Source organism: Streptomyces sp. NPDC055013 (assembly GCF_053608645.1).
Window position 1 is genome coordinate 168,189 of record NZ_JBSGVW010000015.1, and the last position, 18,929, is coordinate 187,117.

20 protein-coding genes are annotated in these 18,929 nt (G+C 68.8%); 11 read left to right on the forward strand and 9 right to left on the reverse strand.

Annotated elements, in window-relative coordinates:
* Window positions 1-47 precede the first annotated feature (47 nt).
* Together ACWGDB_RS21055 and ACWGDB_RS21060 are read right to left on the reverse strand one after the other, a co-directional pair.
* Entirely contained in the window at window positions 48-1,001 is a 954-nt protein-coding gene (locus ACWGDB_RS21055; RefSeq protein WP_453823785.1) for an SMI1/KNR4 family protein, read from the reverse strand.
* A 53-nt stretch (window positions 1,002-1,054) separates the two neighbouring features.
* On the reverse strand, window positions 1,055-1,978 hold the full coding sequence (locus ACWGDB_RS21060) for a GNAT family N-acetyltransferase (protein WP_453823811.1): 924 nt from the start codon (window positions 1,976-1,978) through the stop codon (window positions 1,055-1,057).
* 372 nt (window positions 1,979-2,350) lie between these two features.
* Here ACWGDB_RS21060 and ACWGDB_RS21065 point away from each other — a divergent pair, with 372 nt between their 5' ends.
* Window positions 2,351-2,779: a carboxymuconolactone decarboxylase family protein gene (locus tag ACWGDB_RS21065; RefSeq protein ID WP_453823786.1), complete on the forward strand. Its 429-nt coding sequence runs from the start codon at window positions 2,351-2,353 to the stop codon at window positions 2,777-2,779.
* A gap of 106 nt (window positions 2,780-2,885) precedes the next feature.
* Here the strand turns inward: ACWGDB_RS21065 and ACWGDB_RS21070 are convergent, their stop codons facing one another.
* Both ACWGDB_RS21070 and ACWGDB_RS21075 read right to left on the reverse strand, forming a co-directional pair.
* Entirely contained in the window at window positions 2,886-3,965 is a 1,080-nt protein-coding gene (locus tag ACWGDB_RS21070) for a methyltransferase (RefSeq protein WP_453823787.1), read from the reverse strand.
* Window positions 3,966-4,166: 201 nt separating this feature from the next.
* Complete coding sequence (locus ACWGDB_RS21075) at window positions 4,167-4,994, reverse strand: helix-turn-helix domain-containing protein (RefSeq protein WP_453823788.1); 828 nt, start codon at window positions 4,992-4,994, stop codon at window positions 4,167-4,169.
* 214 nt (window positions 4,995-5,208) lie between these two features.
* Between ACWGDB_RS21075 and ACWGDB_RS21080 the strand changes: the two genes are divergently transcribed.
* From ACWGDB_RS21080 to ACWGDB_RS21090, 3 genes are all read left to right on the forward strand, one after another.
* Complete coding sequence (locus tag ACWGDB_RS21080; RefSeq protein WP_453823789.1) at window positions 5,209-5,655, forward strand: RICIN domain-containing protein; 447 nt, start codon at window positions 5,209-5,211, stop codon at window positions 5,653-5,655.
* 134 nt (window positions 5,656-5,789) lie between these two features.
* Window positions 5,790-6,971, forward strand: coding sequence for a DUF418 domain-containing protein (locus ACWGDB_RS21085; protein WP_453823790.1), 1,182 nt, complete (start codon window positions 5,790-5,792; stop codon window positions 6,969-6,971).
* A gap of 139 nt (window positions 6,972-7,110) precedes the next feature.
* On the forward strand, window positions 7,111-7,677 hold the full coding sequence (locus tag ACWGDB_RS21090; RefSeq protein ID WP_453823791.1) for a hypothetical protein: 567 nt from the start codon (window positions 7,111-7,113) through the stop codon (window positions 7,675-7,677).
* 134 nt (window positions 7,678-7,811) lie between these two features.
* Here ACWGDB_RS21090 and ACWGDB_RS21095 read toward each other — a convergent pair whose 3' ends face one another.
* Window positions 7,812-8,945, reverse strand: a complete 1,134-nt coding sequence (locus tag ACWGDB_RS21095) for an AI-2E family transporter (protein ID WP_453823792.1) — start codon at window positions 8,943-8,945, stop codon at window positions 7,812-7,814.
* Between the two features lie 366 nt (window positions 8,946-9,311).
* Here ACWGDB_RS21095 and ACWGDB_RS21100 point away from each other — a divergent pair, with 366 nt between their 5' ends.
* From ACWGDB_RS21100 to ACWGDB_RS21120, 5 genes are all read left to right on the forward strand, one after another.
* The gene (locus tag ACWGDB_RS21100) at window positions 9,312-10,595 is read left to right on the forward strand and encodes a phosphatase PAP2 family protein (protein ID WP_453823812.1); all 1,284 of its coding nucleotides are present in this window, start codon (window positions 9,312-9,314) and stop codon (window positions 10,593-10,595) included.
* Between the two features lie 140 nt (window positions 10,596-10,735).
* Window positions 10,736-11,389, forward strand: coding sequence for a nucleoside deaminase (locus ACWGDB_RS21105; RefSeq protein WP_453823793.1), 654 nt, complete (start codon window positions 10,736-10,738; stop codon window positions 11,387-11,389).
* A gap of 77 nt (window positions 11,390-11,466) precedes the next feature.
* Window positions 11,467-12,081, forward strand: a complete 615-nt coding sequence (locus tag ACWGDB_RS21110; RefSeq protein WP_453823794.1) for a dihydrofolate reductase family protein — start codon at window positions 11,467-11,469, stop codon at window positions 12,079-12,081.
* 64 nt (window positions 12,082-12,145) lie between these two features.
* Window positions 12,146-13,762 (forward strand): phospholipase D family protein, encoded by a 1,617-nt coding sequence (locus ACWGDB_RS21115; protein ID WP_453823795.1) that lies wholly within the window; start codon window positions 12,146-12,148, stop codon window positions 13,760-13,762.
* 97 nt (window positions 13,763-13,859) lie between these two features.
* Window positions 13,860-14,486, forward strand: coding sequence for a glyoxalase (locus tag ACWGDB_RS21120; RefSeq protein ID WP_453823796.1), 627 nt, complete (start codon window positions 13,860-13,862; stop codon window positions 14,484-14,486).
* A gap of 78 nt (window positions 14,487-14,564) precedes the next feature.
* On the opposite strand, the gene ACWGDB_RS21125 is transcribed toward ACWGDB_RS21120, so the two are convergent.
* Genes ACWGDB_RS21125 through ACWGDB_RS21140 form a run of 4 tightly spaced genes read right to left on the reverse strand, consistent with a single transcriptional unit; the run spans window position 14,565 to window position 16,794 of the window.
* The gene (locus ACWGDB_RS21125; RefSeq protein ID WP_453823797.1) at window positions 14,565-14,876 is read right to left on the reverse strand and encodes a hypothetical protein; all 312 of its coding nucleotides are present in this window, start codon (window positions 14,874-14,876) and stop codon (window positions 14,565-14,567) included.
* A 12-nt stretch (window positions 14,877-14,888) separates the two neighbouring features.
* Complete coding sequence (locus ACWGDB_RS21130) at window positions 14,889-15,215, reverse strand: hypothetical protein (protein WP_453823798.1); 327 nt, start codon at window positions 15,213-15,215, stop codon at window positions 14,889-14,891.
* Complete coding sequence (locus ACWGDB_RS21135; RefSeq protein ID WP_453823799.1) at window positions 15,212-16,186, reverse strand: amidohydrolase family protein; 975 nt, start codon at window positions 16,184-16,186, stop codon at window positions 15,212-15,214. Before ACWGDB_RS21135 ends, ACWGDB_RS21130 begins: the two co-directional genes overlap by 4 nt.
* Window positions 16,187-16,218: 32 nt before the next feature.
* Window positions 16,219-16,794, reverse strand: coding sequence for a hypothetical protein (locus tag ACWGDB_RS21140; protein WP_453823800.1), 576 nt, complete (start codon window positions 16,792-16,794; stop codon window positions 16,219-16,221).
* Between the two features lie 209 nt (window positions 16,795-17,003).
* Between ACWGDB_RS21140 and ACWGDB_RS21145 the strand changes: the two genes are divergently transcribed.
* Together ACWGDB_RS21145 and ACWGDB_RS21150 are read left to right on the forward strand one after the other, a co-directional pair.
* Window positions 17,004-18,254 (forward strand): ricin-type beta-trefoil lectin domain protein, encoded by a 1,251-nt coding sequence (locus ACWGDB_RS21145; RefSeq protein ID WP_453823801.1) that lies wholly within the window; start codon window positions 17,004-17,006, stop codon window positions 18,252-18,254.
* 57 nt (window positions 18,255-18,311) lie between these two features.
* Window positions 18,312-18,929, forward strand: a 618-nt coding sequence (locus tag ACWGDB_RS21150) for a ricin-type beta-trefoil lectin domain protein (protein ID WP_453823802.1), incomplete at its 3' end; no start/stop codon positions are given.

Consider the following 18,929-nt stretch of genomic DNA (forward strand, 5'->3'; position numbering starts at 1 on the left):
GTGATCAGTATGGCCGAACGCGTCGTACTCGGCGGCCACTTGCCCGGTCAGCCGGTCAGGGGCCGCCACCGGTCCTCCAGCACGTCGCCGAACCCCCTGCGCCACACCAGTGCCCCACCGATCAGGCCGGGCTTGTCCCGCGTGGCCAGCGCCGGTGCTTCGAGCATGTCGGCGGTTTCTTCCAAGTAGGTGACCAGCGTGTCGAGTTCTTCGCCCCACGCGTCGTTGTAGAGGGACCAACGGCCCAGGTAACCGGTCGCAGCGTCCAGGTACAGGCCGGAGGTGGTGTCGGACGGACCGTGCGAGACGACCGGAATCCAGGTCGACTTCCACACGATGACCCGCTCCTCCTCGAGGCGGCCCGCGTTGTCGGTGTCGAGGTCGGCCTGGGCGTCCAAGTTCCGCCGGTAGACGTCGGGCACGGCGTCCAGGGCCATCAGAGCCTCGTTGCCCGGAAGGCATCCCGAGCCCCAGCCGTCGTCGCCGTCGTCGCCTCCGCACAGCAGCCACAGGGTGCGCAGCTCGGTGGGTATGCGGACGCCGAGGTCGTTCTCCAAAGCGGCGATCGCGGCGAGGTCGGCACCGGTGCGGAGAGCGGCATAGGAGTCGGGAGCGTCGTGCTGGAGCCGGCGGATGATACGCAGCCAGGCTTCGGCGATCTGCCGTACGGTGACGGCCTCGGTGATCGGGTCGACAGGCTGGACCTGCTCCTGACCCGGGTCCTCGTCCTGGGCGGACGCCACGGGCTCGGCGGACGGGGCGAGGTTCACGTACCGGATCTCGATCCGGTCGGGCTCGCGGATGTAGCCGACGGCCAGATCGGGGCAGTCCTCGTACAGGTCGCCCTCGACCATCACGGTGAGGATGCCGGGCAGAGCGGAGGGCCGGCCCATGTCCGGGTCGTCGGCCAGTCGGCCGGCCAGAACCTTCAGGGCGTAGGGGACACCGGCCCCGAACCGGGCAGCGGTGTCGCGCACGAACGGCGGGAGCTCGACGTTCAACGGTCAGGTACTCCTTGCTGGTTGGCCGGGCGGGCGCGGGTTGGTCGGCGTGATCAGTTCCAGGTCATGTTGATCTCACGCTCGAAGTTGACGTACCGGGTCCGCCGGAAGGCGTTCGCCATGGGGACGTTGCCGAGGTCCGTGGCGGCCCGGATGCGGGGAACTTGCTGTTCGGCGAGGATGCGGGTGCCTTCGGCGAGGACGTCGTCGATGTAGCCGTGGCCACGATGTGCGGGCAGGACGGCGAGGTAGGCGATGATCGGGTTGTAACCGTTGTGGGCCGGGACCACGAACCCGACCGGTTCTCCCTGGGGCAGTGTGGCGATCCGCCACCAGTCTCGCGGACTCGTGTAGCGCGCGAGTTCGTCCTCGTAGTGCTGGGTGGCCGCCTCCTGGGCAGACATCCGCGTCAGGTCGTCACGACTGTGTGCGTCCAGCGTGCCGTCCAGGACCGGGGCCATCAGGGCCACGAGTTCCCCGGCATCCTGGACCGGCCGGAAGAGCAGACGCTCGCTGGGCCCGGGAACCGGTGACGTCGGCTTCCATTCCAGGCGAAGTCGCTCGACGAGGAGCCGGGCACCGGTCCGTTCCAGTACCGTCATGCGGTCTTCTACGAGCTGTCTGGTCGCCGCGTCGTCACGCCAGTCCGGCGGGATGAAACGGCTGTACTCCGGGGGACGCGAACTGTCCGGGAGGACAGCCGCCATCGCCGTCCGCAAGAGCCGCACCCCGATGTCCAGGCGATCGGGATCCGGTGCGCTGTCGTCGATGTCGAGGACATCCAGGATCAGTGGCGTGTCCCTGCCGGGCCGACTCCACCAGGCAGCCCTGGCCAGCAGGCGGTCACCGCGCTGGGCGACCCACATCCACTCGGGACGTCGACGGCCGGAGGCGAGGTCGTCGGCCAGTTCCGTGTTGAGGGCGTAGGGCAGTTGACAGAAGAGGTCGCATTCTTCGCTTCCGTTGATCGGACGCATGGTCAGGTCGTGCTGTTTCACCGTCAAGGCACACTCCGGGAGGACCCAAGCGCGGTGATCATGTGGATCACCCGCTGTCCCTCTTCGTCTATCCAAGGGCGGTCCGAGTCCGCAAATGCTTTTCGATCACGGGATGGTCGGCGCCGTCCGCGGCATGGTCCTGGCCATCCTGTACCAACAACCCCTCCAGGACGCCTGGTTCAGGATGGCGGGCGGAGATCGAAGCGGTGGAGGAGCAGGCCCAGGTCTCCGGAACTCGGGTGCGCATCTGGAACGGCCCCCGCTACGCCGTGGAGGGCCTTGGGATTACCGCACGGCACTGGAGGAGCAAGCGGACGTCGTGCTGCGGTCGGCGCCAAGGTCGGCAAGCGGATGTACAGCGTGAGCCTGGCGGTCATGGAGGATGCGCTGCCCAAAGGCCTGCAGCAGTTGGTCGAACTTCGCGCCAGCCAGATCAACGGCTGCGGTTGGTGTGTCGACGTGCACACCAAGGAAGCCGCTGCGGCCGGTGAGACGCCGGTCCGGATTCATCTGGTCGCCGCCTGGCGCGAGTCGGCCGTTTTCACCGAGGCCGAGCGGGCCGCGCTGGCGCTGACCGAGGAGGGCACCCGGCTCGCCGACGCCGACCACGGCGTGTCCGACGAGATCTGGGCGCAGGTGCGCAAGCACTACGACGACGATCAGATCGCCGCGCTGGTCTCCCTGGTCGCCATGATCAACGAGGCCAACCGGCTCGGTGTGATCACCCGCATGCAGGGAGGTTCGTACGAGCCCGGCATGTTCGCCGACTCGTCGAGCTGACGGTAGGCGACCTTGGGCGGGCCTGGCCCGGGCCATTGGGTCCGGGCCATTGGGTCCGGGCCGGGCCCGCACATGTCCGGGCGATGGCGTGGGGCGGCGTTACCGGCTATTGGGGCCCATTGGGCTGTGCTGTGGCTTCGAGGATGGAGAAGGGCTCGGCGTCAGCGAGCGGGGTGACCATGGTGAGGGTCAGGCCCGCGCGCAGGCACAGGTCCTGGAAGTCGTTGCGGGTGCGTTCCTTGCCGCCGAGATTGACGAGCATGTTGAGGTCGCTGAGGTAGGTGATCGCGCTGTCGAGGCTGTCGGCTTCGGTGTGGGCGGCGACGGCTTCGGGGAGCACGGGCTCCACGATCAGGACGGCACCGCCAGGGGGCAGTACCTCGCGGCAGTGGCTGAGGATCGTGACTGCCTGGTCGTCCGTCCAGTCGTGCAGGATGCTCTTCACCAGGTAGAGGTCCGAGCCTGCGGGGACGGAACTGAAGAAGTCTCCGGCGATCAGCGAGCAGCGGTCGTTCAGTCCGTGCCGCTCCAGCGTCTTGGCTGCTTCGTCCAGGCCGTGCGTGGTGTCGAAAACGACGCCGGTGAGGTGCGGATGCGCGTCGAGCACCCCGGCCAGGAGGGTTCCGTCCCCTCCGCCGACGTCCGTGACGGTCGTGAACCGGCCGAAGTCGTAGGCGTGCGGCAGCGCGGCCGTGGTCTCGGAGACGGCCTGGCTCATCGCGGCGTTGAACTGCGCGGACAGTTCGGGGTGTTGGGCAAGGTGGGAGAAGAAGTCGGAGCCGAAGACTGTGTCGAAGGCGACCTCGCCGGTGCGGATGCTGCCGTCCAGATGTTCCCAGGCACGTACCACGGTCGGATCGGTGAACGCCTGCACGAACGATGCGAGTGAGTCGGGGTGTTCGGCGTTGAGCAGTGCGCCCGCGCCGGTCAGCGAGAAGCTGTCGGGAGCGTGTTCCCGCAGCAGGCCGAGGGCGGCCAAGGCACGTAGCAGCCGCGTCATGTGCTGGGGGTGGGCTCCGGCGTCGGCGGCCACGTCGGTGGCCGCGCGCGGAGTGTCGCCGATCAGCTCCGCAATCTTCAACTGGACGGCTGCGCGCAGGGTTTGTGCGGCCATGGTTCCGAAGGTGAGCCGGCCGATCAGGTCGCGGTCGGCTGAGGGTGCTGCTTGGGTGTCGGGGTTCGTCATGGGTGCGGTCCTTTTTTGGTCGGCGGTGCGTTTGGTGTCTGTGGTTGCCTACGTGCCTACGTGCCTACGTGCCTACGTGCCTACCTGCCTTCGGCCGGCGGCGCGGCGCGCGGGCGCGTGGCAGGTCTGTATCAGCCCATGTCCACGTCCATGTCTGGGTTCCGCGCCCTGGCCCGGGCATTGGATCTCGGCCTGAAGGGGCTAACCGGCGGTCGTGTTCCTGTCGGCGAGGGCGCGTGGTGTGCAGCCGGCGTGCGCGAGTACGTCCCGGTGGAGGTGGGACTGGTCGGTGTATCCGCAGGCCAGGGCGACGTCGGCGGCGTTGTGGCCGACGGTCAGCGCTCGGGCGGCGTGGTCGAAACGGACCAGCATGGCGGCGCGTTTGGGTGTGAGGCCGACCTGCGCGGTGAACCTGGACCACAGCCGCTTGCGGCTCCACCCGAAGGATGCGGCGAGGTCGTCGACCCGTACCCGCCCCCGCTGGCCCACGATCAGATCCCAGGCGGCGGCGACCTCAGGCGCCATCGCCGGTGCGTCGGCAGCACGCCCGATGACGAACTCGTCCATCAGCGCCAGGCGTTCCTGCCAGGTCACCGACTCACCCAACTGCGCGCGCAGACGCTCCTCATGACGCCCCCACAGGTTCTCCAGAGGAGTGATGGAGCGGTCCAGTTCGTACGGGGAGACACCCAGCAGCTCATAGGCGGCCCGGGGAGACAAGCGCATCTCGATGCACTCGACCCGCTCGCCCCGAATCCGGGCCGAACCGGGCGACAGCGCGGCAACGAAGCTGTTCAGTGGCAGGTGCCCCGCGGGACCTTCGACCGTGAGCGGGTCATCTCCGAGCCCGATGACGACGATGACGGCAGGTTGGGGGAGGACCTGCAGATCCAGCCCACCGGCGCCACGGTCGCGGAACCCTGCCATCCACACGCCGTTCAGAGACATGCCGCCGTGCAGATGGGCGACTTCCCAGCCGTTCGCGGCGTCGCGGTCCGTGGGGGAGGGGCCCCCTTCGTAGCTGCGCATGCCTCTACGGTGGCCGACTTCTCGGCGCTTGTCTTGGATGAATGTTCCGAATGCCGGGTGCACATGGTGGGCTGCTTCCGGTGAGCCTGTGCGCCGGCCGCGTCGAGGCACCGCACCGCGTGACCAGATCGATCGGGCCGTGACTCATTCCGAATCTCATCGTCAGCAGATCTCGGTACCGTCTCGGCACAACGTGTCGAGCAGAGGGGGACTCATGCTTCTGAAGAGGCCGGCCGCAGTCGGGGCCGTCGTCGCACTCGCCGTGGGCCTGAGCGGTACACCGGCGAGCGCGACACCACGCACCACCGGGTTCCAGAACCAGGCCACGGACAAGCCCTGCCTGGACTTCCGTGCCGACTACGGCCCGTACGTCTTCAACTGCAACGGCACCGACTATCAGAAGTGGCACTGGAACGACGACTTCGAGTACAGCGCGCTGCGGCAGGTGGCAACCAGGCTGTGCCTCACCCTGCGCAACGACCAGCTGACCATGAAGCCCTGTGCCGCCGCGGACGACGCGGCGCTGTGGCAGATCGACGAGACGGACCCTCGGCTGATCCGGAACATGGTCAGCCGCAAGTGTCTGGCACGGATGGCGAACGACCGCGTCTCCACAGCACCGTGCACGGGCGGGAACTCCCAGCGCTGGACGATCCGGTAGGCCTCTCGTAGGCAGGTGCTCGTTTCCGGAGGTACCGGTGCCAGCAACCGACGCCTGCACTGCATCGAAGGATGTACGTCGTTCTCGTCCGGCCGCACGACGATCGGGCCGTAAAGCGCCGAGAACCTGAAGGTATGCCCTACAGCCTTCGCGCGTCCCTTGACGACACGTCCTCCACGCAGCCCGCGTCGCCGGCCCGGCTGCCGTTGCTCGACGTGCTGCGTGGAGCGGCGATTCTCGGCACGTTGATGACGAACGTGTGGATCTTCGCCACGCCTGGCTCCGAGTGGGCGTTCCTGCAGGGGACGCCCATGCCGGATCCGCTCGGCGAGCCGGCTGAGGCGCTGTTCCGGTTCCTCGCGGACGGGAAGTTCCTGTCGCTGCTGACGATCCTGTTCGGCGTCGGTCTGGCCATTCAGTACGACTCCGCCGCGCGCCGCGGCACCCCGTGGCCGCGCGGCTACCGGCCCCGCGCGTTGTTCCTGTTCGCCGAGGGCACGCTGCACTTCGTACTGGTCTTCGGGTTCGACGTGCTGATGGGGTACGCCCTCACGGCCCTGCTGATCGCCAGGCTACTGGCACGTTCCGAGCGCGTACGGCGCGTGGTGATGTGGACGTCGGTGAGCGTGCACGTGGTCCTGATGTCGCTCATCACGCTCGCCCTGCTGGCCGCTCCCTCCGGCGGCTCCGGGAACGAGGTGTCCGACGTGGTAGTGGACGTGTACGCCCACGGCAGCTGGTTCGACCAGATCGCCTTCCGGCTGGAGAACGCGATCGCCCTGCGGATGGAACCGGTCATCTCCTTCGGCCTGCTGGTCTTCCTCTTCCTGCTCGGCGTCCGTCTCCACCGCGCCGGAGCCTTCAAGCCCACCGATCGGGGGCGGCGGCTGCGCTCGCGGATGGCCGTCTGGGGCCTGGGGCTGGGCATTCCGTTCAACGCGGCCCTGTGGCTGGGCGGTGAGGAGTTCTTCTTCCTCGGCCGCTATGTCGCCGCCCCGGTGGTCGCCGTCGGCTACATGGGCCTGGTCGGCGTCGCCCTGGACCGCGGGTGGGTCCCGGCCTTCCTGACCCACGGACTGTCCGCGGTCGGCCGTACGGCGCTGTCCTCCTACGTCCTGCAGAACGTGCTGTGCATGCTGGCCTGCTACGGCATCGGCCTCGGCCTGGCCGAACGCTTCGCCGACAGCGGTCCCTGGTGGGTCATGGGCCTGTGGGCGACGGTCGGCGTCCTCCTCGTGGCCGCCTCGACCCTGTGGCTGCGTCGGTTCTCCCACGGTCCGCTGGAGTCCGTACAGCGCCGGGTCCTGCGTCGCTGAGCCGGTACAGCGGGGATGGGCGCCTTGCAGACCCGTACGAGAGCACCGCAGGCACGCACCCGGCGTACGACCACCGCCCCCCGGCGACACGCCCTGACGGAGCGTCAGGCAGGTCCGGTCGAACACCTACGCTGACCGCATGGGCCACGACGACACCGAGGGCGCCGGGGGTCGGCCCCTCCCGGCCGGCGGCCCGGCGGCCGGGGCGGGCAATGACCCGCGGACCACGGCCGATTGGCTCAACTGGCTCAAGGAGCGGCTGTACGCGACCATCACCATGATCTCCGTGGTGATCGGCCTGACGGCGGCCGAGAACCCCTCCATCACCGGGGCCGCTGCCAGTGTGGCGGCCGCCGCGGTCGGCCTGTGGCTCGCGACGCTGGTCGCCGACGAACAGGCCCACCGCACGGTGCACGGCCGGGTGGCCACCGGCGCGGAGCTGCGCCGCATGCTGTGGGTCAGCAGTCCGCTGCTGCTGTCCGCGGTCGGTCCGCTCATCCTGATCGGCTCCGCGGCCCTGGACGTCATGGACCTGGACACCGCCCTGTTCGCCGCGGCCGGAGTCAACGTGGCCGGCCTGTTCGGCTGGGGCTGGTACGGCGGTGTCCGGATGGGCAACAGCACCACGGCCGGCGTGCTGGCCGGCGTGCTCGACGCGGTGATCGGGCTGGCCGTCGCCCTGGTCAAGGCCGCCGCCGGCCACTGACCGGCCGTACCGGCGCCATACCGGCCGAACCCGGCCGTCGGCTCCCGATGCCCGGCTCCCGCAGCGGCATCCACTTCCAGCCCTCATCCGTCAACGCACCCCGGCCCACCCCGAGACCGGTCACCGAATACGGCTCAGGCGCTGTCGTCGCCGGACCTCGCCCCTACCCCTTCCGGTTCGTCGGTGCGGCCCCGCAGTGCCTGGCACACCGACCAGACCACGGCCACCACCGGTACGGCCACCACGGCGCCGATCACCCCCGCCGCCACCGCTCCGCCGACGACCGCCAGCGCGACCACCACCGGGTGCAGGCGGACGGCCCAGCTCATCACGATGGGGTGCAGGAGGTGGCCCTCGATCTGTCCGATGACCACGATCAGGGTCACGACGAGCAGGGCGACCAGTACTCCCTTGGAAGCCAGCGCGACGACGGCCGCGACCGCGAGGGCGATCGGCGAGCCGATCAGCGGGATGAAAGCGGCTGCGAACTCCAGCAGCGCCAACGGCACGGCGAGGGGCACCCCGAGAGCGAGCAGCGCGATGCCCACGAGGACCGCGTTGGTTGCCGCGACCAGCAGGATGCCGTGCGTGTAACCGGTGAACGTCCGCCAGGCGGCCCCGCCCGCGACGGCGAAACGCTGACGGGCCGCAACGGGGAGCTGATCGCACATCCATCGCCACTGCTTCTCGCCGGAGTGCGTGAAGAAGACCGCGCAGAACAGAGCCAGAGCGAGCACCGTCAGCACCTCGAGCAGCCGGCTCGCGCCGCTGAGCGCCGTACTGATGAGGGTCGAGCGGTGACTCGACAGAAGTTTGCCGATCCGGGACTGGAGATCATCGAACAAGTCCGGAGGGAGCCGGAACGGAGGCTCCTCCAGCTGACGTTCGATCCGGTCGATTCCCGTCACGAACTCCCGCTCCAGTGTGCTCCGCTGGTCCGCCACCGTCTCACCCACCAGGGCCAGCGCCCCGAGGATGAGGACGATGCCGCCGATGAGCGCGGCGGCGACCGCGAGCGGCCGGGGCATGTAGCGGGCGAGGAGGCCGGCCACGGGGCGGAGCACGGCAGCGATGACAAGACCGAGGAAGACGGCGACGGCGATCCGGTGGAACTGCCCGAGCACGGAGAAGGCGACGCGGACGACGATGCCGATGGCGATGATCCGCCATGCGTACGCGGCGGCGACCCGCAGGAGCCCCGGCACGCGCGACTCCACTCCGCTCGGGTGCTCGAGCGGCGGGGCGGACGGATCGGGGGGCGTGGCCATCTCATGCCCCTACCACCCGACGGCCACCGGACCGCGCGGCCGACGCGGAATTCCCCCGAAGGCCGGTACCGGCAGCGCCAAGGCGGGCTGATGGGCGGGCTGTCGGGCGGGTTGTCGCCGCGCTGAGCGAGCGTCAGTTCACCGAGCCGAAACCTACTGGCCTTCTCCGCTAACATGTTCGAACTCGCGATGATCGCCCTCATCGCCGACTGTTGACCGAAATCCGCACCAATCAGAGCAAAGTGACCTGTTCACCTAACATCTGAAAACCGGCCAAACAAATTGATATCCATGTCGTCGCGGGCGTTCTCGCGAATAAAAAACAGAATCAAGTTCGCCGTCGCCGCGTGGCGTCAACCACGGGCGATGCTGTGGACCGTTGCGGGTGTGGTGACCCTCGGGTTCCTCGTCGCGCTGGAGATCGCGGCGCGCCACTACGGCATACCCGGGCCGATCACCACGCAGGCGCGAGAGGTGATATTTCCGCCCAAGTCGGGATTCCTGCTGTACGCCGGTATGGCGTTGATGATGGTGGTGCTCACCCGGCGGCAACGGTTCATCGCGGTGGGTACCGCGATCGGCATCGACCTCATATTCGTCGTGGTGCGGTGGGTCGCGGACATAAAGGTGACCGAAGGTCATCCCTTCGGCAACGGCGCGTTGTGGGTGATGCTCGGCTGCACGGTCATCGCCGTCACGCGCCGCACCGGCCGGGAACGTGTCCTGCTGCTCAAGGGCGTCGGGCTGGGCCTGCTGCTGGTGGCCGGCCGTAAGACCGGCGACGCATGGCTGCACATCACGTCGCAGACCCGCCCGATGGTGCTGGACCAGTACGTGGCAACCGCCGATCAGGCGCTGGGCAACCCGTCGTGGCTGGTGGGCCGGATGGTTCGGGCGACGGGCCCGGTCGGCGCCCACGTTCTCGACTACGTCTACGTGCAGCTGGCGGTGGCCTCGGTTGTCGTCGCGCTGTACCAACTGCGCCACGTGGCCGTCGAGCGCCGCTTCCCGAGCCATCATCTGGTGCGCACGTTTCTTGTCATCGGCCTCCTCGGGCCGGGCATCTACATGATCTACCCGGTCGTCGGACCGATCTTCGCCTACGGCGTCGACGGCGGGCAGTGGGCGGTCGCCAACCTGTGGCCGGAGACAGCGCCGCCGATCAGCGCGCCGCACGCGATGCCGTTCGACGAGATCACCCCACGCAACTGCATGCCCAGCCTGCACACGGCCTGGGCCACCGTGATCTTCGTTCACTCCCGCAAGGGGACGCGGATTCTGCGATTCGCAGGCACCTTCTGGTTGCTTGCCACGCTCGGCGCAACTCTGGGATTCGGCTACCACTACGGCGTGGACCTGGTCGCCGGTGTGGTGTTCGCGCTTACGATCGAGGCGGCGATGCGTTCGCTTGCTCGTGGCTGGGATCGGTCGGGAATCCAGCTGGTCGCCTACGGCACGACGGTCTTCGCGGCCCTGTTGGTGTCGTATCGCTATCTGCCGATGGAGATGGCCAGATATCCGCTGGTGTTCGGGCCGCTTCTCATTCTGGCGATGGTCTCGGTGATCCTCGGCTACATGCGGACCACCAAACTCTGGGAACCGAAGATCGCACCGGGGCGACAACTGGAACCGCAACCCGAACTGGTCTGACGCGTGGCGCACCGGGTCTGTGCCTGCCCCTCGGGCTCAGTGCGCCATGAGTCGGAGGCATGATGCCAAGCCGGATCGGAAACCATTCGTGATGGTTTGATCACTCCGTGCAGTTGTCGGTGGCGGGCAAGGAGCAACGTATGGACTCGGGCAGGCGTCAGTTCCTCGGTAGGTTCGGAGCAGTGGTGACGGGAGTTGCGGCGCCCGTCGCACTCCCTCGGTATGCGGTGCAGGAGAGCCAGGCTGCCCCGGACTTCGGCCCCGGTACGAGCGCGGCGACGGACCTGCGAACCGTCACCGGCACCCGTCACGAGCAGTTCATGTGGCGGGCCATCGAGGAGGCCCGGAGGAACCCCGAGTGGCCGTTCGGCGCGGTGATCGTGGACAACCGCACCGGCGAGGTCCGGGGGAGCGGGGTCAACACCGGGGCGGACAGCCCGCTGCTGCACGGCGAGGTGGTCGCCATGAACGACTACGTGGATCGTCACGGCAACCAGGGCTGGTCCGACACCACCCTCTACACCACGGGCGAGCCCTGCTCGATGTGCATGAGCGCGATGGCATGGGCGAACCTTCGGCGCGTCGTCTGGGGAAGCTCCATCGACGAGATCCGCCGCACCGACATCATCCAGATCGACCTGTCGGCACGGGAGGTGGCCGCCGCCGCGCGGGCCTTCTACAGTCCCGAGCTGCTGCTGGGCGGCGTGCTCGCCGGCCACACGAACCGCCTCTTCCGGGACGCCCAACGGCTGCGCCCAAGCCTCTCGGAGGTTCCATCGGCCGATCTGTCGTGACGGTGGCTCTCCTGCGATGAGTTTCGGCGGCGGGACCGGTCGAAAGGTACGAGGACCCCCGACGAGAGGAACCGGTCATGGCCACCGCAGAGACTTCCCAGAGCCCCGACGGCACGTTCCCCAGGGCCCTGCCGGACACGGATCCACAGACGGCCGCGGGGAAGGTGCTGTTGCACTTCAGCATGTCGCTGGACGGGTTCGTGGCGGGGCCGGAGCATTCGATGGACTGGCTGACGGGCATCTCGTCCCGGCCCGGCATCATCGAGGAGTACGTCGAGACGACCGGCGCGGTGCTGGGTGGCCGGAAGGGCTGGGACGCCTACCCCGAGCCCGGCGCCATCTACGGCGGCGCGTGGCAGGGGCCCCTCTTCATCCTGACGCACCATCCTGAAGACGCGCAGCAAGCCGAGGGCGTGACGTTCCTGAACTGCGATGTGGCCGAGGCGGTCCGGATCGGGCTGGAGGCCGCCGGCGGGAAGAACCTCGAGGTGTTCTCGCCCACGATCGGCAGGCAACTCCTCGATCGCGGCCTGGTCGACGAGATCGACCTGCACGTCGCGCCGGTGCTGCTCGGCGACGGGGTCCGATTCTTCGACAACCCCGGCGGCGGGCCCATGCGGCTCGAACTGCTCAACGGTAGCGACCGAACCGCGGAGGTGAACCTGCGGTACCACCCCGTCGCGAAGAGCTGACGGCTCTCGGAGCCCAGGGTGAGGGGGCGCGAACGGGGTACCCGGGAATCGGGAGGCTTGGGCTGTGGAACTGAGCGACTGGTTGCTGACCTCGGCCGAGCGCGGCAACGGTGCCACACGTCTGGACAGCCGGCGGTCGGACCGACGGGCGTGGTCGTACGGCAACCTGGTGCGGCCGCTCGTCCACGGCGCGACGTACTTCCCGGCCCTCCTCAGCACGATCCGTGCGCAGCGCGCAGGAGACCTGCTCCTGTTTACCGACTGGCGCGGCGACCCCGACGAGCGCCTCGACGGCCCCGGGAGCGAAATCGGCACCGTCCTGGCTGAGGCGGCACGCCGAGGAGTGATCGTCAAGGGTCTGCTCTGGCGCTCCCACCTGGACCGTTTCCAGTTCAGCGAGGCCGAGAACCGGCACCTCGGCGACGCGATCGAAGTCGGGGGCGGAGAGTGCCTGCTCGACATGCGGGTACGCCCCGGCGGCTCGCACCACCAGAAGCTCGTCGTGCTCCGGCATCCCGACCGGCCGGAGCACGACGTCGCGTACGTCGGCGGCATCGACCTGTGCCACAACCGCAACGACGACGCCGAGCACCGCGGAGACTCCCAGTCACTGCGCATCGCCGCCGCATACGGACCGCACCCACCGTGGCACGACATCCAGCTCGCGATACGCGGACCGGCCGTCGGCGACATCGAGGCCGGCTTCCGAGAACGCTGGGAAGACCCCGCGCCGCTCACCCGCAGCCCGCTCGTCCGCCTGCGCGAGCTCGCTCATGACGAGGACACCCGTGCCGACCGGCTGCCGGCCCAGACACCCGACCCCCCGCCCTGCGGCACCCACATCGTCCAGGCCCTGCGCACCTACCCCAACCGGCTGCTGCGCGGCTACGACTTCGCCCCGGACGGCGAGCGCAGTATCGCGCGCGGCTACCGCAAGGCGCTGCGCAGGGCCCGGGCCCTGATCTACCTGGAGGACCAGTACCTGTGGTCCCCGCACGTCGTGGAATGCTTCGCCGAGGCACTCTCCGCCCACCCCGGCCTGCGCCTGATCGCGGTCATCCCCAGCGTCCCCGAACAGGACGGCCGGCTCACCCTGCCGATGAATCTGATCGGCCGGATCACCGCCCTGGACAGGCTGCGCCGCGCCGGCGGCGGGCGGGTCGCGGTGTACGGGCTGGAGAACCACCTCGGGACGCCGGTGTACGTGCACGCCAAGGTGTGTGTGATCGACGACGTGTGGGCCTCGGTCGGCTCCGACAACATCAACCTCCGCTCCTGGACCCACGACTCGGAACTCACCTGTGCCGTCCTGGACGAGAGCCAGGACCCACGCGAGCCACGCGACCCCGGTGGTCTCGGGGACGGCGCGCGCGGCTTCGCCAGAGATCTGCGTCTGGAACTCATGCGCGAGCACCTGGATCTGGAAGCACCGGGGATTCCCCACGCGCCCGACGCGCTCTGCGATCCCGTGAAGGCCTTCGACGCCTTCGCCGCGAGCGCCGCCGCACTGGATGCCTGGCACGACGACGGCCGCCATGGCCCCAGGCCTCCTGGGCGTTTGCGCACGTATCGCCGGCCGAGCCTCTCCAGCACGGCCAAGCGGCTGTACACGCCTCTGCATCGCCATCTCGTCGACCCCGATGGCCGGCCCTTCGGGCTGCGGCGCCGCAACGAGTACTGATGAACCGGTCCGCCGACCATGGGCAGGACTACCCGGTCGGCGGTTCCGGTCAGGAATCAAGAAGCGCCGGTCCCCAGCCGTGACTAGCGTCATTCCCATGACTTCCATCGAATTCGTCACTCTCGAGGTGGCCGACCCGGCCGCCGCCGGCAGCTTCTACTCCACCGCCTTCGGGCTCGCCAACCAGGTACGCCTGGCCGCATCCGAGGCACCGACGACCGGCTTCCGCGGATTCACGCTGTCGCTCGTGGTGTCCCAGCCGGGCAACGTCGACGCCCTCGTCGACGCAGCCGTGGCAGCCGGTGCCACCACGCTGAAGCCCGCCGCCAAGTCGCTCTGGGGCTACGGCGGCGTCGTACAGGCTCCGGACGGGACGATCTGGCAGATCGCGTCGTCGTCGAAGAAGGACACCGGCCCGGCCACGCGGGAGATCGACGAGATCGTGCTCCTGCTCGGCGTCGAGGACGTGAAGGCCAGCAAGCAGTTCTACGTCGATCACGGCCTCGCCGTGGCGAAGAGCTTCGGCGGCAAGTACGTCGAGTTCGCCACCGGCTCGGGCCCGGTCAAGCTGGCACTCTACAAGCGCCGCGGCCTGGCCAAGGTCGCCGGCATCTCGCCGGACGGCACCGGATCACACCGGCTCGCGATCGGCGGCGACGCCGGGACCTTCACCGACCCGGACGGCTTCGCGTGGACGACCGCCTCGGAGACCGCGTCCCTGTGAACCGGGTGACAACGAGGGCGGCGGGCGTAGCCGCCACAGGCACCCGACGTAGCGGCCCCGCCCTGCTGCCTGCACAGGCTATCGCCGTGGCCGCACGGTCCATCGCGCAGCGGTGACAGCAGCACCGAGGCCGATCAGTACGAGCCCGAACGTCTGGTCCTCCTCCGCGACCCGCTTGTCCGCGGCGGCCTGGAATGCTGCCTCGTCTGCGGCGTAGTCGGCGTCGTGGCCGAGGACGTCGTCCCAGTCGCCCGCGGAGGCGCCGACGGCGGCCTGGTCCGCGGCGCCGGAGTCGATGCTCGCCGGAATGTGGATGAGCAGGCCGATGGCGGCGATCAACAGGCCGGCGAGGGTGAGGGCGAGGCGGGTGCGACGGCGTGCGGTGCTCATGTGCGGGCCCTCTCAGTAGCCGAACTCAGGTGCCTGATAGGGAGCCCACCAACTCGTAAGACCCCAGATCCCCAGGGCTGCCGCCGCGACCGCGGCCAGGGCGGCGAGCCACGGGCGGTGGGAGCGGCGCAAGGTGAGCAGCCAGAAGGTGAGTGGTACCAGGGCGCCGCCCGCGGCGACCAGCGGTAGGTCGATGTAGAGGATACTGAGGTCCCGGTGGAGCCCCTCGAAGCCGCCCTCCACATTGACCCGTGCCAGGGGTGCCCAGGCCAGCAGCGCCGCCGCGGCACCCAGACCGGCCACGAGGAAACCGGCGAGTCCCTTGATCTCTTCCTTCATGTGAGTTTCGGACGCCGCAGCCCCGCTTGCAGTTCCAGTCCGAAGATCCGGGCCGCGTTGTCGTGGCACACGGCTCGCAGCCATGCGTCGCCGAGTCCCAGCCGCTCCAGGGCGTGGAGTTGGTGGATGTACGGGTAGGGGATGTTCGGGAAGTCGGAGCCGAGCAGGATGCGGTCGCCGAGGTCGGCCAGGCGGGTCAGGGCCCGGCGGGGGAACGGCGTGAGCTGTTCGGCGAAGTCGGTGAACGCCATCGTCGTGTCCAGCCGCACCTCCTCGTACTGCTCCGCGAGGCCGAGGAACTCCTCGTACTCGGGCATCCCGAGGTGCGCGATGATCAGCCGCAGTCGGGGGTGCCGTGCCAGTACCCGTGCGATCGGGTCGGGTCCGGTGTGCTTCCCGGGCGCCGGACCGGAGCCGCAGTGGATCACGATCGGAATCCGGGCTTCGGCGAGCAGTCCCCATGCCGGCTCGAGCAGTTCGTCGGCCGGGTCGTACGCCCCCACCTGCACGTGCGCCTTGAAGACGCGCGCACCCGCCTCGATGGCCTCGCGGACGTAGGCTTCGACGCCCGGTTCGGGGTGGAGGGTCGCCGTGTGCAGGCAGTCGGGGGTGCGGCGGGCGAAGTCGGCGGCCCAGCCGTTCAGCCACTGGGCCATGCCGGGCTTGTGCGGGTAGAGCATCGCGGTGAAGGACCGTACGCCGAACTCGCGGAGCAGAGCCGTTCGTTCGGCCTCTTCCTTCCGGTACGTGATCGGCCATTCGACTCCACCGGTCAGCGGCCCCAGAGCGTCGAAGTAGCCCCACACCTTGCGCAGAACGCTCTCGGGCATGAAGTGCGTGTGGACGTCGACCAGTCCGGGAAGGCCGAGCCGGCTCCAGAAGCGGCGGACTGCACCGGCCTCCTCGCCGACGCGGCGATGGGTGGGGCCGGGCTCTGCGGAATCGGCAGGGTGGCCAGGTCCAGGTGCCATGCGGTGATCCTTCGAGGTCGCGGGTGGCGGCTTCAGCGCAAGGGGGCTTCGAACACGATGCCCAGGTGCCGTATGAGGCCGTCCCGCTGTTCGGCTGTGGCCAGGACCATGTAGTCGTCGCCGGTATCCGAGCCTTCCTGCTCGACGCAGCGGAACTCCCGAGGGTCGTCATGGGCGGTGAGCGATTCGATGGCCTGCTGCGCCGCTCCCATGTCGAGGTAGTCGTTCGACTCCTGCTCGATGCCGAAGGAGAGGGGTTGGCCGTTGCGTTCGAAGTGCATCGTGCCCAGGCCACAGTCCTCGTCGTCCGGGTTGGTCTTGTCGAAGCGGTAGTGGGAGACGGTGACGCTGCCTCCGGTGAGGGCTGCGGCCTCGTCCAGGAGCCATTCGTAGTGCTCGTCGGCGAAGTCGACGTCGTCGGAGTGGATGGACACGGCCACGCCGAGGGATTCGAGGGCGTCGGCGATTTCACGGCGTCGTGCCATCGGCTCGGTCGCGTAGTCGGCGGCCTGGTCCAGGGCCCTCCGGGCCTGCTCTTCGGTGATCATGCCGAGCTCGGCCAGCACTTCGGCAATCCGCTCATAGGTGATCGACTGGGTGTTCGCCATGCGTGCATCCTGTCAGCCGCATGCGGGGAGGCGCGGAGGCGGCTGGGCGGGGGCTCCAAATTGCTTCTCTCACGGCTTACTTCACGCCTTGACGAAAATGGTCCATACCTTTAGGTTCACGGGTCAGCCAGGCACCGTGCGACGCACTCACCGTTCACGAGGTGAATGCGTATCGGTCGTTCACCCCCCACGAAGGGCTCTCCGCGCGCATGCCCAGACCTCTCCCCGCAGCCTGCTCACTCACCGTGCTCTGTCTCGCCACCGGCCTGCTCACCGCGACGCCCGCGCAGGCCGCCACCGGCACGGTCACCGGCCACGCCGGCAAGTGCCTCGACGTCGCCGGAGCCAACTCCGCCAACGGCACAGCCGTACAGCTCTACGACTGGAACGGGACCGCCGCCCAGCAGGGGAGGGCCCAGAAGTGGTCGGTCTCAGCCGGGCGCGACATCGTCAACCCGCAGGCGGACAAGTGCCTGGACGTCACCGACAACAACCCCGCGAACGGCACCCGCATACAGATCTGGAGCTGCGGTGGCGGCGCCAACCAGAAGTGGAACGCACCCGCCCCCGGCGACGGCGACACCCCCTCCGCGCCGATGGCCGTGGCGCCGTACCTTTACAACGGCTGGGGGAGCCCGCCCAACCCCACCACGGTCACCAACGCCACCGGCGTGAAGTACTTCACCCTCGCCTTCGTCCTCAGCAACGGCTACTGCAACCCCCAGTGGGACGGCAGCCGCGCGCTGACCGGCGGAGTCGACCAGCAGACGATCAACACCGTGCGGGCGAACGGCGGTGACGTCATCCCGTCCTTCGGCGGCTGGAGCGGCAACAAGCTGGAGAGCTCCTGCTCCACCGCGAGCGAACTGGCCGCCGCCTACCAGAAGGTGATCAGCGCCTACGGCCTGAAGGCCATCGACATCGACATCGAGGCCGAGGCCTACAGCAACCCGACCGTGCGACAGCGCACCGTCGACGCTCTGAAGACCGTCAAGGCGAACAACTCCGGCCTGAAGGTCTACGTCACCATCGGCACGGGCCAGAACGGTCCCGACACCAGCCTGATCAACCGGGCGGCGAACTCGGGGCTGACCGTGGACGGCTGGACCATCATGCCGTTCAACTTCGAGGGCGCCGGCCAGAACATGGGCAACCTCTCCGTGCGGGCGGCCGAGGGCTTGAAGAACTCGCTGAAGAGCGCCTACGGCTATACCGACGACCAGGCCTACCGGTCCATGGGTATCTCGTCCACGAACGGCATCACCGACCAGAACGAGACCGTCACGGTCAACGACTTCCGCACCATGCTCGCCTACGCCCAGCAACACCACCTGGCGCGGCTGACGTTCTGGTCGGTCAACCGCGACCGCCCGTGCACCGGCGGTCCCGACGACAGTTGCTCCGGCGTGAGCCAGTCCGACTGGGACTTCACCCGCGTGTTCGCCGGCTACACCGGCTGATCCAGCCAACCCCGCCGGGCCTTGGCCCCTCAGCGCACCGAAGGAGTGTCCTCGACTATGCCTTTCTCCCACCACAGACGGTCCGGTACCGGACGCGGTCCCGTCGGCAGGTTCGCCGTTTTCGCCGTTCTCTCGGCGGTTCTCACCACGCTGTTCACCGTGACGCCCGCCCAGGCGGCCGACGGCACGATCACCGGACTGGCCGGCAAGTGCGTCGACGTGGCAGGCGCAAGTAACGCCAACGGCACCGCCGTACAGCTCTACGACTGCAACGGCACGGGCGCCCAGATCTGGTCCAACCAGGGTGACGGAACCCTGCGCGCGCTCGGCAAGTGCCTGGACGTCGTCGACCGCAGTACCGCCGACGGCGCGGCGGTCCAGCTGTGGGACTGCTCGGGCGGCGCCAACCAGCAGTGGGTGGTCACCGCGGCCCGCGACATCGTGAATCCGGCCGCGAACAAGTGTCTCGACGTGCGGGAGAACAACAGCGCCAACGGCACCCGGCTGCAGATCTGGACCTGTACCGGCGCCGCCAACCAGAAGTGGAACGCGCCCGCGAGTGGAGGCGGCGGCAACCCGTCCGGGTTCGTGGTGAGCGAGTCGCAGTTCAACCAGATGTTCCCGAACCGGAATTCGTTCTACACGTACGGCGGTCTGACCGCCGCCCTCAGCGCT